The following is a 15,563-nucleotide window of genomic DNA, read 5'->3' on the forward strand; positions in this document are numbered from 1 at the left end:
CTTCCTCCTAGTTACTTGTTACAAATCTTGATCCGAATTGTTTACATTGTTCTTTCTGAGCCGTCGTCGGGCCATTCTCCACCTTCAGCCCTTCCAATACGATCTCACAACCACGCTCACGCAGCTTCTCAATTAGAATATCGACCGCTGCACAGTAAATTTCATAGCTCATATCGCCAGAACCGAATACAGCCGCCTTTTTACCCGTCAAGTCCACATCATCTAGGTCTTCATAGAAATCTAGGAAATCATCGGGTAGTTCCCCGTCTCCCCATGTGTAAGCACCAAGTACAATCCCATCATAATTCACTAAATCTCCTGCCGACGCGGTGTACGCTTCACCAACAGTAAGCGCAGCACCCGCCTCGCGAATACCCGCCGCTACTTCATCTGCCATGGCTTCCGTATTCCCCGACAAACTTGCAAAGATCATAACTACATTCTCCATGTTTCTTCCCTCCGATAATTGTTCTATTTATTAAAAATCATTCATTAATTACCCTCGCATTAATTGATAATGATTATCATTTGCAATTGAATTATACAATGACTTCCGTTTGTTAGCAAGTAGGTAGTAGAAAAAAATGTAAAACGCACCCCATGGCTAATCTTAGCCTCCTGGAGTGCGCTTAATAACGGATAAGTGATCTTATGTAGTTATATCCCGAAATTGTTCATATCGAATCGGAATCTGCAATTCATTCAAATGATCTTCCTTGTTGTTCGAGATATACGCATCTATAACCGTTCGCTCGATTGCATCTCCGATGATCTCTGCGCCCTGCTTCTCAATCTCTGTTAACAGCATGCGATAATACTTCGGTGAATCTTGATGGGTACCCCGATAATACACACATGCATACTCTCCCCCCGGAAAATGATCCAAGAGCTCACTCGTCTCGATCTCCTGCTCTAGCAAAATAAAGATCGAATTGTATTCATTGAACTTATGCTTCACCAAATCACTTTGAGCGATTGTAAGTCCCACTCCTCCAATAAAAATGCTTGATACCCGCGTCGAACCATTTTCCAATTGACGTAGATTCAATTCTAATTCTGGCTCTGACGCGAAACGATTATGTAACCGCAAAATGCAACGCCGCTCGATATGCTTGAAGTGTACGCTGTCGATCTGAGACTCCCCAATATTGCGCGCCTGCTGGATCTCCGTAATTCGCTTATCGAATGTGTCCCGAATCCGCTCCAAGCGCTTGATATGCCGATCTGCGGCTTCCCGCTCTTTGGTTAGCAACTGGATGAACGAATCCATATCCCGCTTCTCTAGCTGTTCCTTAATTTCTTTAAGCGAGACGCCAAGCGCTTTCAAGTAATTAATCGTGTTCAATTGCTCGAATTGATCGGTTGAATAATAACGATAGCCATTGCTCTCATCAATTTCGATGGGCTTAAATAGCCCGATCTCATCGTAATAGCGAAGCGTTTTGACAGGTGTATTATGTAATTTGGACATTTCGCCAATGAGAAACTTATTCTTCATAATCGGTGTACTCCTATTCGGACAAGCTTACTATTCAATTAGTATATCGCACTTGACATTCCAGTTACAGGAGGGTTTAGTATACATTCTCAAAGCGATATAAAGGAGAGTTCGATTCATGAATACTGCTACAAAAGAAACGGTCATTCGATCCGCACCACTGCCGCGATCCAAGCGTCTATGGTTCGCCTTGATACTTGGGGCACTATCTGCGTTCGCCCCACTATCGATCGATATGTACTTACCATCTTTACCGACGCTATCGTCAGACCTGGGCACGACAACTTCTCTAGCGCAGCTCAGCTTAACGGCATGTTTGCTCGGGCTGGCTCTAGGTCAGCTCATCGTCGGACCCCTTAGTGATAAATTTGGACGCCGTAAACCGCTACTCATCTCACTTGTGATCTACGCGGTTGCATCGCTACTGTGTGCATTCGGCTCATCGATCTATCTATTGATTGGGCTCCGATTTATTGAAGGGGCAACTGGTGCTGCGGGTATCGTCATTTCACGAGCGATGGTGCGTGACATGTATGAAGGTTCCGAGATGACGAAGTTCTTCTCGCTCTTAATGCTCGTAAACGGACTCGCGCCTATTCTTGCGCCGATTGTCGGCGGAATGCTGCTGAAATATGTGTCTTGGCATGGTGTGTTCGTCGTTCTTGCATTGATTGGGGTCGTGATGTTCCTAGCCGTTCTATTCGGTCTACCCGAATCATTGCCAACAAACAAACGATCAAGTGGCGGATTGACGGGTACACTTCGTACGTTCGGTCGATTGCTGAAGGATCGCAGCTTTATCGGGTATGCCTTAACACAGGGGTTCATCACGGCTGCGATGTTCGGATATATCTCCGGTTCTCCGTTCGTACTGCAAGATATATTCGGTGTCTCACCACAAATGTTCAGTGTCATCTTCGCAATCAATGGAATCGGGATCATTATTGCAAGCCAAGTGGCAGGTCGACTTGCGGGTAAAGTTAGTGAAACGAAGTTACTTGTGTCAGGACTACTTATCGCGGCGACAGGTGGTATATCCCTATTCTTCACCTTGCTGCTAGATGCGGGCATTATCGCCGTACTCATTCCCCTATTCTTAATCGTAGCCAGCGTCGGGATTGTCGGAACAGCAAGCTTCGCACTCGCTATGCAAAATCAAGGCCATTCAGCAGGCAGTGCCTCTGCCTTGCTTGGGCTATTCCCTTATGTCTTCGGCGCGATAGCAGCCCCGCTTGTCGGTCTTGGCGGCAATATGGCTTCCATGCCAATGGGCATTGTTATTGCAGCTTGTGAAGTCGGAGCACTGCTCATCTACTTCTTCATGGTCCGCCGAAAATAACCTTAATATATTGTGGATAATTATTTCTGTGGATATGTGAGTAATGAATTGGATTATAGGATTTATTGGGGATAATTATCTGTTGATGATGTGTATAACTCTGTGGATAACTGTGGATAAGCCCAAATAAAAAGGATAGAGCGTATCAGATTCACACTGATATTCTATCCTTTTTGTATTTAACAGGGGATAACCTTGGGATTAGTCGGAAGTCACGAACACGCTTCTTTTGCCATAAGAACGAATGAGGACAGGCAGAACTTTACCCGCAAGCCAATAAGTACATTCAGCAACGATGATCGCCATGCCAATATCAGCAATCACATGCTGTTTCACAAATATCGTAGAGAGAATGATCAAGATCCCAATGATTCGTACAATATTACGAGCTACTACCTTAAGAACTCTAGCCCCTTTGACCATGAGATAACTCGTCAACACGTGAATACTCGGGAAACAGTTATAGGGCATATCATTGGCATAAATAATCTTCAACATCTGCGTCAGCCAGTCGGAATGGACCAAGATTGGCCGAGGCACTGTCGTCTGGAAGAAATAATAGAACACATAACATACGATTAGCCCGACACAAAGCGCGAACAACGTATTGAAGTACACTTTCACATCTTTGAAAAATAGAAGAACAAGCACAATCGCGATAAATGGATACCACATCACATAAGGGATAATGAACGCAGGAATGAACGGCGTAGCTTGATCTAGACCCGTAATAAGCGTGTACACTTTACCATTATGTTGATTGAGTAGATTATAAAAAATATTAAGAAACGGGATGAACAACATCCAAAGTAAGGGCTTATATTTGCGCAATCGATCTCTTGTAAACAGACTCTTGGTGTTCAGTGTACTTCCCCCTTTTTATTTAATTCTGTATATATTTTATTCCTAATAAAATGACTACGCAACATAACAAAAGAACAGAACCATATTATGGTCCTGTTCTTGTTATTTATCTAACATGAAGGGCTTGCTATTAAGCCTTTGCCCCACGCGCAATATACCAATAGGCAGCCCCAACAAACACCACACCACCTACCATATTTCCAAGCGTAACAGGTACCAAATTCGCTGCAAACCCTAGCCAAGTTATCGAATCTGGATGCGGAATAAAGAGTGCAATGGAAAGTAACGTCATATTCGCTACACTATGTTCATAACCCGAACTGATGAAAGCGAACAAGCACCAGAAAATCATAATTAGCTTCGCCGTATCTTCTTTCAGTTTCATGGAACACCAAATCGTAAGACATACAAGAATGTTACAGAGAATGCCTCGCATAAACAGTTCGAAGAAAGGCGCATTCATTTTGGCAGAGGCAATCGTATGTATGAATTGAGCTGTACTCCCGACAGCAAGCCCTGTATAAACAAACATCACAGCAATGAGCATCGAGCCTGCCAAATTACCAACCAGACTGTACAGCCAGATCCGTCCTGTATCTCGCCATGTTGTCTTCTTCTCAAGCGTGCTTACTGTCATCAGAAAATTATTACCCGTAAATAATTCAGCCCCCGCCATGATCACCAAACTAAGCGCAATCCCAAAGCACATTCCCATGACGATCTTCGTCCCAGGTTCCTGAGCAGCAGATAATTGTCCACCAATTGTAAAAATCAGAATGATGCCAAGTCCAATAAACAAACCTGCCAGCATCGAGGATACGAAATACTTCCCTTTACTGCGATTCAGTAATTCAACCTTACCTACACAAGCCTGACTGATCGTAAGAATAACTTCTCTCAATCTACACACCGCCTATTTTTTACCATAATTAGTATTGTGAACATTGTAGGCATTCACGAATTGAAAATTCAAGAATTTTTTTCTTAAAAAGGATTGGTTTTATTCTCTAATTGATAATAATTATCAAATAAAAATGAATATTGACAAAGTTTTTGAATATCGATATGATCGTGTTAGTCATATTGTTAATCAGTTAACAATAATTAATGATCTAGAAGTTACCATTCACAAATAGAAACTCTTTTTTTCTCCAATAGTTAACTAGTTAACAAAATAATTCTACTACTCTATCGAGGTGATTCCCAATGATTAAACATACGCTTATTGCTGATAACACGATACAACTACTTACCCATCAATTAACTGGAACGATCATTCAACCTAACGATCCTGCGTATGAGGAGGCACGCCATATATGGAATTTGGCGACAGATGCATACCCCAATGCGATTGTCCAAGTAAAGAATGCTCAAGATATTGCGGCTACGTTAAAATGGGCGCAGCAACAACAATTCGACATTGCTGTTCGAGGTGCAGGGCACAGCTTTGCTGGATATAGTGCGGGTCATGGACGAATCGTCATTGATCTCTCGGATCTTAAGCAGATTGAACTGGATGTAGCAACACGCATAACACGTATTCAGCCAGGCGCAACTTGGGGAGATGTGGTTGAAGTACTACAGCCGCATGGACTTGCGATCACTTCTGGAGATAACGCGACGGTTGGAGTCGGCGGTCTGGCGCAAGGTAGCGGTATCGGATTCATGGTTCGTAAATACGGATTAGCGATTGACCGACTTCTAGCAGTTGAGCTTGTAACAGCAGATGGCGAAATGGTTCGTGCAAGTAAGGATGAGAATTCGGAGTTATTCTGGGGTCTACGCGGAGGTGCTGGTAACTTCGGGATCGTAACATCAATGGAGTTTAGCGCACATGACGCTGGAGATATTTACGGGGGTTTCGTATTCTACGAAGGGACGAATGCTGAAGAACTAGCTCAACTAGGCCTGATGGCATCGGAAGCACCAGAGGAACTCACAACATTGATCTCCATCATGACGACGATGGAGTTTCCATTTATCGATGCGAAATACTACGGCAAACCTGCACTTGGTGTGCTGTTCGTCTACACCGGTGATGTTGCCGAGGGTGAGCGTGTGCTAGCACCATTTTTGCAAATTGGAAATGTGATCGGTCATACGCTTGGCTTGAAGATGTATCCTGAATTAATGGAGCGCCTAGGCGCAGAGCGAGTCGGCTATATCAGCCGTAACTTGTACTTAAAAGAACTGAATCTGCAAGCTGCCGAAATGCTGGTCAAGGATATTAACGAAAGCCCCTTCCCACCATTTAGCGCGATTCAGCTTCGTGTGATAGGCGGTGCTGTGAGTCGTATTGCTGATGATGCAACTGCGTACTCTCACAGAAACAAGCCATACCTCGTCTTATTGCAAAATATTTATGTCGCTCCTGAGATGGAAGTTGCTCTTCGGACGCTAAGCGCAAAAGTATGGGAAACAATCAAGCCCCTCTCCGCTGGTGCTGAAGCGAACTTCCTAGGTAGCGATGAGTTGCATCGCATAAGTGAAGTCTACACACCTGACAAGCTAGAGAGATTGAGCGAGTTGAAGAAGCAGTATGATCCTAACAATTTATTTGCGAGCAATCTTAACATTGCTCCTACTCCCTAATATTACGAAAACTTTCCTTCGATAATAGATCATCCACCTCTTAACCGCCGCTGCCTGCTTGATGGGTAGTGGCGGTTGTTATTTAGTATCCTTCTTCCCGTTATCGATCAAGGACTGCTCCAGCTCATCTGTAATATCTTGAATGAGTCTTTTGATAAAATGAAGCTCCTGCAGCGAATATTTTTGCAAAAAATGAAAGAAATGATCTTTGCCCTTCTGGTGCAAATCCTCATGAAGCATGAACAGCTTCTTGCCTTTCGGCGTAAGACGGAAGTAAATTTCCTTCTTATTATCATTCAGTTGTGACTTGCGAATGAAACCTTCCTCTTGCAGCTTCACGCTAATCTTCGAAATGCTCGCTTTGGACAGATCCATCTTGTCTGCGATCATCGTGATGTTAATCGGTTCGTTGTTGCCAATGCAGGAGATGACATGAACTTCAGTCATGTTCTTGCGTGTATCGACAAGCCCTGCCTCGCGCGCTTTCTCCAAAAATTGAGTGACTTCGGCAGTCTCGTATTCCTCCATTAGGTGCATCGCTTTCCAGTACATGGCATGAATCTGTTTACCCGCTGCTTCGATCTCTTCCATTTCAGTCACCTCGCTCTAGCTTAATCTAGCTGTTAATTATTGTTTCGTAATTAACAATTATTTTTCAATTTATCATAGTTGAGATTAATTATCAATGAGAATGAGGTGAGTTTATGATTGGCTCAGGTGTTTGAAGTTTATTTTTGCGTAAAACAGAGAGGGAGAGCGGGATACAGAGAAACGACAGTACGGCAATACTCACGAATATAACGCGAAGGGATGTCTGTGTAAGCAAGAAGCCGACAAACGCTATAGAGATACTGGAAACAAGTTCAGGAACAATCCCCTGCACGCTCATGACACGTCCTTGAACCGCTACAGGAATCTCCGTTTGGCAGATCGTATCCGATGCTGTGTGTACCGCCATCAGTGCCATGTTCATCAGAACTGAACTGATCGCAAGCATAATGAAATTGCCGGACAATGCGTAGATCAAAGACAAGAGGATATGCAAGGTCATACTGATCGGATAGACATAAGTCGGCATATATCGGGAGATCCAGACCGTCTGAAGGATGCCTGCCAGCAGTACTGCTCCCCCATTAAGAGCAATGATCATCGAGTAACTAGAAGAATCTAATCCCAATGTATCTGTAATGAACAGTACTTCATACACTTCCATGATACCGGATACCGAAAGAATTGTCGTCGCCGCTGTAATGCCGAGTAGCGCACGATTTGTCTTGATATATTGGAACGAGAACTTTAAGTCTGAACATAGGATTTGCCACTTACTGCTCCCTGTCTCCCCTAGCGCTAGCGATTGTTCGTCAGAATGAGCTGCCATAGGAACCCGCATACATAAGAAACAAAGTGCTGAGATCAAGAACGAGATTCCATCAAGGAAAAAGGGCAAATACGTATCTTTTAGTACAAGAACCCCTCCGAGCAAGGGTCCTAGAAGAATCGATATGGAGCTAATCACCTCGCGAATCGAATTCACGCGCAGGCGATTCTCATTCGTCGTGAGCATCGTAATCATTGGCGAGTATGCTGCTGAGAAGAAAGAACTTAATATACTACTTGCCCCAACTAATAGGAATAGAATCGGGCTATCCAAGCAGAACGGCATGAGGAAGAACAGTCCCGCCCGAAGTACATCACTCACAATAATTGTAAGCTTATGTCCCACCCGATCCGCAATCGAACCGGCAATGAATTTGCCGATGAATATTCCCGCTATTTTAGCAATCGACATAAATGCAATCGCCGTTCCCCCGCTTTTAGCAAGGATGACAGTAAGTGCGATGAAGTAAATCCAATCCCCGAACGTAGAGACAAATCTAGCAATATATAGAATGATTAGATCCCTAGTAAACGCCGCTTTCACCGCAATAAACCTCCAATAAATTCCAAATATTAACTACCTAAACCTATCATTATTTGAAATTCAGATCAAGTATTTATAAGTACGATTCCTCCCCTTTTTCAGCATAAATTCAGGTTCATAATCTATCATACAAGAAGAAGCTATGATCACGGAGGTACCACATGAATCAGATGGTTAATGGCGTTAAGATCTTGCTTGTTGATGATGAACCACATATCTTGCAATTTCTCGAAATGGGACTAACTGGCGAAGGGTATCAAGTAAAAACTGCACCTGATGGTATGAGTGCCATGATGACAGCGGCTGAATTTCAGCCGCATGTTGTCGTGCTCGATGTGATGATGCCAGGCATGGATGGGTTTGAGACTTGTCGTATGCTTCGCAAAAACGGATCTCCAGTTGCGATCATTATGTTAACGGCTAGAGACGAAGTCGAAGATCGAGTAAAGGGTTTAACACTTGGCGCAGACGACTACTTGATCAAGCCATTTAGCTTCGAAGAGCTGCTGGCACGCATTGGCGCACGGCTGCGCAATCAGTTTCCGACCTTGTTCGGAGAGGTCGTGATGGGTCCTTTTCGACTGGATGATAGACGTAAAGAAATTGTCTTTCAAGGTGATCTGTTAGAGCTGACACCAACGGAGTATGACCTGCTCCATTATCTCGTACTGAACCATGATATTGTGCTCAGTAAGGCAAAAATTCTTGATGGCGTGTGGGGGTATGATTTCGGCGGGGAGGAAAATATTGTGGAAGTGTACATTCGTTCCTTACGTGAAAAGTTGAAGGACAAAGAGCATACGATCATTAAGACGATCCGCGGATCGGGCTATCGGGTTGATCTGTTATGAAAAAGTGGTTCAGCCCTACTTCCCTACGCTTCCAACTCCTAGCCAGATCGCTGCTTATCCTCGCCGTATTGCTGCTTATTATCGGGGGATCTCAGTATGTACTCATGAAAAATTTTCTGTATCAGAATGAAGCCGAGAGCATGTTCTCAGGTTCCCGCGGTTTGCCGAAGGATGGGTTTGAACTACTAGGATTAAGCTCTGACCCTACCGGTAAGGATGGGGGACATCCTAGTAATCCAGCCAGTGAGCGTTATCGAGGGGCAATGTTATTCTTCGAGCAGACTTCCGTTGCTATCGTTGGAGCATCTAATCATCCATTCATCGACCTATCGGGTACGAATAAAGGTGCGTTGTCCCCTCAATTAACGTCTGATGAGTATAAGAACGTATTCGCACGCCCTTTTCACTTGAATGAAAAAGCGCATTACGTCCTTTCCAAAGATGCAACTGGAAGCGAGCAAATACTCGTATTCCGACCGCTAGGCAGTCCAGATAGTAAGCGAGGTATGATGCAGATTGGTAAGCCAACTGCTCCGCTCAAAGCGATTGTCATGCAACAACTGTACATTTTTATCGCGTTATCCGCCGTTGCACTTATCGGGGGGTTAGCGCTATATATCCCTATCTTGCGTCGCACTCTAAATCCACTTCAGAATATGGTAGAAGCAGTGGAACGTACGGATGCAGGTAATTTGGATGAACGCTTCCCACACGGACAAGGTCAGGAGGAAATGGATCGATTGGCGTTGTCATTCAACCGCATGTTAGGCAGACTAGAAAGCTCGTTCATCTCCGAACGTGAAGCCAAAGAACAGATGCGGCAGTTCATCGCAGATGCTTCGCACGAATTACGCACTCCCCTAACCTCCATCCATGGATTCTTAGAGGTGCTACTTCGGGGTGCTGCAAGCAATAAAGATCAATTGCATATCGCGCTTAATAGCATGCATGGCGAATCCGTGCGAATGAAGAAGCTTGTGGAAGACTTACTCATGCTCGCGAAGCTCGACCGCGCCCCTGATTTGCAACGAAAGCATACAGATTTAGGTGACTTGGTGGAGGAGATGCAGCCTCACTTGCGGATGCTTGCTGATGCTCGGACATTATTTTTCAAGTTAGAGGAAGATGTCGTGGGGTATTATGACCCTGATCGGATCAAGCAAGTGATCTTGAACGTCTTCCATAACGCTGTCCAGCACACAGAACCCGAGCAAGGCATCATTACAGTTGCTTTATTGAAAAATGATAGCAGCGCGCTGTTATCCATTCAAGACAATGGTCCAGGTATTGCACAAGAACACCTCCCCCATCTGTTCGACCGCTTCTATCGAAGTGAAAGCTCACGAACCCGTACACATAAAGGCGGCGCTGGTCTTGGGCTGTCCATTTCCAAAGCCATTGCAGAGGCACATCATGGAGATTTGAAGGTTAAGAGTAAACAAGACGGCGGCAGCACATTCACACTTGAGCTCCCCCTTTAATAAGATAAGCTTAAAAAAAGATTACGCTTGTTCGCACAGGAGATAAGTGCGGAAACGTAATCTTTTTGCTATCTATATCATTGTCCACCCATTGACACCACGACAATCCCTGATTAATATATGAGTATATATTCATATTTAATGACTAGGGGTGAATCCTTTGCATAATGAAGAAAATAATGAGAAAAAATCTACAATGAACCCTTGTGAACAGTTGGACGAAGAAACGCTCTTTATGGTCAGCCAAACGTTCAAGGCATTGTCCGATACGACGCGTATTCGCATTCTACACTTGTTATCGCAGCGTGAATGCTCGGTGAATGAAATCGCAGAGGAACTATCTCTTCTGCAAACAACGGTCTCACACCAATTACGATTCTTGAAAAATCTTCGTCTTGTTAAATTCCGCCGTGCGGGCACGACACTGTATTATTCACAAGATGATCAACACGTGATGGATCTACTTCAACAAGCCATTCACCATGCTTGCCACGATTAACTAACGATCGGAGTGATCACCATATGCAAGAGTTTCGAATAAAGGGGCTTTCCTGTGCGAACTGCGCACGGGAGCTGGAAGAGAAGATCCAGAAGCTTGAGCATGGCGAAGGCGCCAAACTTAGTTACAATAGCGGAAAGCTCTGGGTACAAGAGCAAATTTCAATTGCAACCGTCACGAAGATTTTGAAAAAAGACGGTGCTTATATCGCAAGCGGAACTTCAAGTGGAGCAGCAGCGGCGGCTGTCAGTACGCATAGTCATGCACATAGTCATTCCCATGAAGGAGGCTGCTGTTCTAGTGAACATACAACTAACAATGTGCAAGCACACCAACATGAACACGGACATGACCATAGCCATGACCATGGCGCGAATGCCAATAAGCGAATTCGAAATCAATTGATTGGCGCTTTTGTCGCTTATCTGATCGCCATATTTTTACCGAGTAGTGTGCCTAGCTTAGTTCCGATTGCCCTTTATTTGTTTGCCATCGCAATCAGCGGCTATACAACGTTTATCAAAGGTTTGAAGAATATTACACACTTCAAATTCAATATTGATACACTCATGACGATTGCTTTGATCGGTGCGGTCTCTATTGGGGAATGGAAAGAAGCCACTTTGGTCGCGATCTTATTCGGGGTTAATGAATTACTCGAAGGTTTCGGGATGGAGAAAGCACGTCGCTCGATGGAAACCTTGCTGCAAGTCGCACCGAAGGAAGCCCTTCTCATCGAGAATGGAATGGAGAAAGTCGTATCCATTGATTCCTTAAAAGTTGGCGACATCGTACTCGTGCGGTCGGGTCAGAAGATCCCTTCAGATGGCATCGTCGTTGAAGGAAGAAGCTCCGTGAATGAGTCCGCGATTACAGGCGAATCCTTGCCTCTAGAAAAAAATGTCGGTGAAACGGTATTCGGTGGTAGCGTCAATAATGAAGGTGTCCTCAAAGTTCAACTAGAGAAGGCCTATCAAGACTCTTCCCTAGCGAAGATCCTCCACCTTGTTGAAGAAGCGCAAGAAACGAAAACACCAACGGAATTATTCATTAATCGGTTCGCCAAATACTATACGCCAATTATTATCATTGTCGCGCTGCTCGTTATTGTTGTCCCTCCGTTATTCTTTGGCGGGGATTGGGGCAAGTGGTTGTATCAAGGGCTTGCGGTTCTGATCGTTGGTTGTCCTTGCGCCTTGATTCTGTCATCGCCAATCGCAATTGTATCGGGCATTACGCGCAATGCACGTAACGGTATTCTTGTTAAGGGCGGGGTCTTCCTAGAGCAGCTTGGCAAGATTAAGACGATTGCGTTCGACAAAACCGGAACGCTCACCAAAGGGAAACCACACGTCGCGAAGACGGTGGTGTACGATGAATCCTTTTACCAAATTGCAGCATCGATTGAGAAGTCGTCCTCTCACCCACTCGCCAAAGCGATCATGAAAGAGATGACAGCAAAGGGTGTAACGACAATAGAACCCGAGGACATTCGCACTGTATCGGGTCAAGGTATCGTGGCACAGATCGCGGGTCAATCGTATTGGGTAGGCAATGAGAAGAATATGGACCACCTCGTCATCCCTGGCGTCGTCCAGCATCAAATTAATGACCTTAAAGAACAAGGTTACACCCTCGTTCTTGTAGCTAATACAGACGATATTCTTGGCATATTCGGGATTGCTGATGAGATTCGTGAGGAAAGCAGAGAAGTTATCGCTGCCCTTCACCATGCAGGTATTAAGCGAACCGTTATGCTCACTGGCGATCATCAGAAGACGGCAGAGAAGGTCGCACGTGCAGTCGGTGTAACCGATTATTACGGCAATCTACTTCCTGAAGATAAAGTGGAGAAAGTGAAAGAACTAAGCCGTCATGACGCGGTTGCGATGATCGGTGATGGCATTAACGATGCCCCTGCTCTTGCAACTGCGCAGCTTGGCATTGCGATGGGTAAAGGAACGGACAGTGCAATTGAGACGGCGGACATTGTATTAATGCAAGATCACCTCGGTAAACTTCCTGCAGCGGTATCGATCGCGAAGAAGGTCAACCATGTGATCAAGCTGAACATTGGAATTTCGCTAGGTCTTAAGATCATTGCCTTATTGCTCACCATTCCGGGTTGGCTTACCCTCTGGTTTGCTATTCTTTCGGACATGGGGGCAACCATTCTCGTCACCTTGATCAGTCTTACGGTATTGATGGATAACAAGGATAAATCATAAGATGAACAACAAATAAGCGACTACCCTCAATTGTTGAGGGTAGTCGCTTATTTTATTTAAGTCTGATCGGATAATTCCTTCAAACTGGACACACGATGATCGAGTCTCTCGTATCCTTGAACAAGCTCAGATATTTGTCCGTCTTGATGATTCATGCTTGCAGTTACTTCTTCAATCGACATCATATGCTGCTCGGTACTTGCCGCGATTTGAACCATACCTTCTGCCATTCTGCCGAACTGCTTCTGAAGGTCTTCTACCGCTCCACGCATACGTTCCGCTTGATCATTCACTTGATTCGTATTTCCCATGATGTGCTGGACGATTCGCTCTACGGCGCTCGTTGCTTCCACGCTGGAAGTTACAGCCCCAACACCTAGATCCACAATCTTCGCTGCATCTGTAATTTGCTCTTGAATCGCTTGCAAGATAGACGTAATGTCTTCCGTAGCACGCTGCGAATGAACAGCAAGTTTACGTACTTCACCTGCCACGACAGCAAAGCCAGTCCCATGTTCACCGGCTCTTGCTGCTTCAATCGCGGCATTTAGTGCTAGTAAATTCGTCTGTGATGAGATGGAGCTAATCGACTGCACAATATTACTTACCTGATCCGTCTGAGCTGTTAGCTTATGCATCAACTGCACATTCTCACTCACCATCTCTTGAACGCGTCCCATCTGCTGAACAAGCGTTTCAATCTCAGTATTTCCTTGAAGGACAAGCTCCTGCGTCTGCGTTGCAACTTCATCCAGCTGACCACTACCCTCACCTACATGTTGAAGCGAACGTTCAACTTCTTGTACCGAATCATTCATCTGGTGCAAATTGTTCGTCTGCTGCTCAATCGACTCCGAAATGTGGGAGAACGTCCCTGCCACTTCACGTGAAATCGAACTTGTCGTCAGGACACGCTGCTTCTGTTCGTCACTAAAGTCATTAAGCATTACAACAGAGCTCCGAATCTCTTCGAGTAGTTTCTCTGCCTGTTCTTTCGCCTTGGTTGCCGCTTCGCCGCTTTCCATCACTTTACGCTGGAAGTTCTCTGTGAATATAGCCGCTACACATAATGCAATAGTTGCAAACACCACGTAGACGAGTAAATAAGCCAGCGGCTCACTGGCAAACAAAGCCTCGTTAATTTTCGTATTATTGTATACGATGATTGTTAAAATTAAACTTAACACACCCGTCGCAAGAACAGGACGAAAGTTGGAGTACAACGTCATAATACACATGTTTACATAAATAAGCAGGTATGTACTAAATATCGGATTCGGATCGGAGAGGATCAACATCAAAATGAGCCCTGTCATGAGGAAAGGAATCAAATACATAATCGTATGAACGGCTATCCGCTTATAAGTTAAGAACGTTGCAAGTCCGCCTCCAATTAGCCCTCCCCCAATTAAGATATACATCGTTGATGCAGGAGCACCTGCCACAACATTCGTACATATGCCAAGTCCAATCATCGCCCAAATAATTTTGACAAACAATCGATTTCGTTGATCTAATAGCTGTTGATCATTCATTGTTATTCATTCTCACTCCATTTCATCTCTACTGGCGAGTTGTGCCTGTACTCGGATAAGCTAGCTTTGTACGTCCTAACAACCAATCAAATTGTGAACTTTGCTGAAAAATCTCGCCCAAGTAAATAATCGTTGGGACAACATCATCACCCTTATAAACGATTCTCTTCGAAATTTGCCGCATGGGCACATGAAATGAAACCCTCAGCGCTCTAGCAAAAACAGGTTCCAACAAACACACACCATAATAACATTGATGCGCTTTTGCATAATGAACAATTGTGGACATGAGCCTTGCTAAATTATTCCCACGATGTTCTCGAAGCAGAGCAACCTTATCAATTTCAAGAATGGGTCCCTGGGTCCCGATCAATTCAGGCTGCCGGTCAAAAGGCGCAATTAGGTTGAGCGGATTATTCTTGTCCAAATTGTAGCTTTTAAACTCAACGGTTCCCACTTCCATACCCTCTGCATTTCGAACCAATAATTGATCCAGTACATGCTGACAATCTTCCAGTTCATACCCTTTTTCATTCCATACTTCTTTCCAAATATGTTGGAACTTTGATAATTGCTTGTGATTATGAACGAAGGTGTACATCGCAGCCCCTACTTTCTTTTTCATAATAAATGGAATAAATAATTGATTGTATTAACTAATTGTTGGTAAACTATGTATCGGCATTATGGAAGTCTAATTGAAGAACAGACCAAAAAAAGTCCAGTAAATCCCCGGATTTCTCCATTAGAAGGGG

Annotated in this window: 14 protein-coding genes; 6 read left to right on the top strand and 8 right to left on the bottom strand. The window is 44.5% G+C overall.

Annotation, left to right across the window (positions count from 1 at the left end; genetic code table 11):
- Positions 1 to 7 precede the first annotated feature (7 nt).
- Positions 8 to 448 (bottom strand): flavodoxin, encoded by a 441-nt coding sequence (locus tag NV379_RS11270; RefSeq protein ID WP_258207410.1) that lies wholly within the window; start codon positions 446 to 448, stop codon positions 8 to 10.
- A 201-nt stretch (positions 449 to 649) separates the two neighbouring features.
- Positions 650 to 1,498: a MerR family transcriptional regulator gene (locus NV379_RS11275; RefSeq protein WP_258207411.1), complete on the bottom strand. Its 849-nt coding sequence runs from the start codon at positions 1,496 to 1,498 to the stop codon at positions 650 to 652.
- A 118-nt stretch (positions 1,499 to 1,616) separates the two neighbouring features.
- Here NV379_RS11275 and NV379_RS11280 point away from each other — a divergent pair, with 118 nt between their 5' ends.
- The gene (locus NV379_RS11280) at positions 1,617 to 2,837 is read left to right on the top strand and encodes a Bcr/CflA family multidrug efflux MFS transporter (RefSeq protein ID WP_258207412.1); all 1,221 of its coding nucleotides are present in this window, start codon (positions 1,617 to 1,619) and stop codon (positions 2,835 to 2,837) included.
- Positions 2,838 to 3,038: 201 nt separating this feature from the next.
- Here NV379_RS11280 and NV379_RS11285 read toward each other — a convergent pair whose 3' ends face one another.
- Together NV379_RS11285 and NV379_RS11290 are read right to left on the bottom strand one after the other, a co-directional pair.
- Positions 3,039 to 3,641 (bottom strand): phosphatase PAP2 family protein, encoded by a 603-nt coding sequence (locus tag NV379_RS11285; protein ID WP_258207413.1) that lies wholly within the window; start codon positions 3,639 to 3,641, stop codon positions 3,039 to 3,041.
- Positions 3,642 to 3,831: 190 nt separating this feature from the next.
- Positions 3,832 to 4,611, bottom strand: coding sequence for a formate/nitrite transporter family protein (locus NV379_RS11290; RefSeq protein ID WP_444850922.1), 780 nt, complete (start codon positions 4,609 to 4,611; stop codon positions 3,832 to 3,834).
- 296 nt (positions 4,612 to 4,907) lie between these two features.
- On the opposite strand from NV379_RS11290, the gene NV379_RS11295 reads away from it, so the two are divergent.
- Entirely contained in the window at positions 4,908 to 6,293 is a 1,386-nt protein-coding gene (locus tag NV379_RS11295; RefSeq protein WP_258207415.1) for an FAD-binding oxidoreductase, read from the top strand.
- Positions 6,294 to 6,371: 78 nt separating this feature from the next.
- On the opposite strand, the gene NV379_RS11300 is transcribed toward NV379_RS11295, so the two are convergent.
- The gene (locus NV379_RS11300; RefSeq protein ID WP_258207416.1) at positions 6,372 to 6,884 is read right to left on the bottom strand and encodes a MarR family transcriptional regulator; all 513 of its coding nucleotides are present in this window, start codon (positions 6,882 to 6,884) and stop codon (positions 6,372 to 6,374) included.
- Positions 6,885 to 6,975: 91 nt separating this feature from the next.
- The gene (locus tag NV379_RS11305) at positions 6,976 to 8,214 is read right to left on the bottom strand and encodes an MFS transporter (RefSeq protein WP_258207417.1); all 1,239 of its coding nucleotides are present in this window, start codon (positions 8,212 to 8,214) and stop codon (positions 6,976 to 6,978) included.
- A gap of 161 nt (positions 8,215 to 8,375) precedes the next feature.
- Here NV379_RS11305 and NV379_RS11310 point away from each other — a divergent pair, with 161 nt between their 5' ends.
- The 4 genes from NV379_RS11310 (at position 8,376) to NV379_RS11325 (ending at position 13,273) form a co-directional block, all read left to right on the top strand.
- Entirely contained in the window at positions 8,376 to 9,065 is a 690-nt protein-coding gene (locus NV379_RS11310; protein WP_258207418.1) for a response regulator transcription factor, read from the top strand.
- A complete protein-coding gene (locus tag NV379_RS11315) occupies positions 9,062 to 10,546 on the top strand; it encodes a sensor histidine kinase (RefSeq protein ID WP_258207419.1) in 1,485 nt (494 codons plus the stop codon). Before NV379_RS11310 ends, NV379_RS11315 begins: the two co-directional genes overlap by 4 nt.
- A gap of 196 nt (positions 10,547 to 10,742) precedes the next feature.
- On the top strand, positions 10,743 to 11,045 hold the full coding sequence (locus tag NV379_RS11320) for an ArsR/SmtB family transcription factor (RefSeq protein WP_258207495.1): 303 nt from the start codon (positions 10,743 to 10,745) through the stop codon (positions 11,043 to 11,045).
- A 23-nt stretch (positions 11,046 to 11,068) separates the two neighbouring features.
- Positions 11,069 to 13,273 (top strand): heavy metal translocating P-type ATPase, encoded by a 2,205-nt coding sequence (locus tag NV379_RS11325; protein WP_258207420.1) that lies wholly within the window; start codon positions 11,069 to 11,071, stop codon positions 13,271 to 13,273.
- Between the two features lie 56 nt (positions 13,274 to 13,329).
- Here NV379_RS11325 and NV379_RS11330 read toward each other — a convergent pair whose 3' ends face one another.
- Both NV379_RS11330 and NV379_RS11335 read right to left on the bottom strand, forming a co-directional pair.
- Positions 13,330 to 14,808, bottom strand: a complete 1,479-nt coding sequence (locus NV379_RS11330) for a methyl-accepting chemotaxis protein (protein ID WP_258207421.1) — start codon at positions 14,806 to 14,808, stop codon at positions 13,330 to 13,332.
- A 28-nt stretch (positions 14,809 to 14,836) separates the two neighbouring features.
- Positions 14,837 to 15,433, bottom strand: coding sequence for a hypothetical protein (locus tag NV379_RS11335; protein ID WP_258207422.1), 597 nt, complete (start codon positions 15,431 to 15,433; stop codon positions 14,837 to 14,839).
- Positions 15,434 to 15,563 lie beyond the last annotated feature (130 nt).

It is taken from the genome of Paenibacillus radicibacter, from assembly GCF_024721995.1.
Classification (GTDB): Bacteria; Bacillota; Bacilli; order Paenibacillales; family NBRC-103111; genus Paenibacillus_AM; species Paenibacillus_AM radicibacter.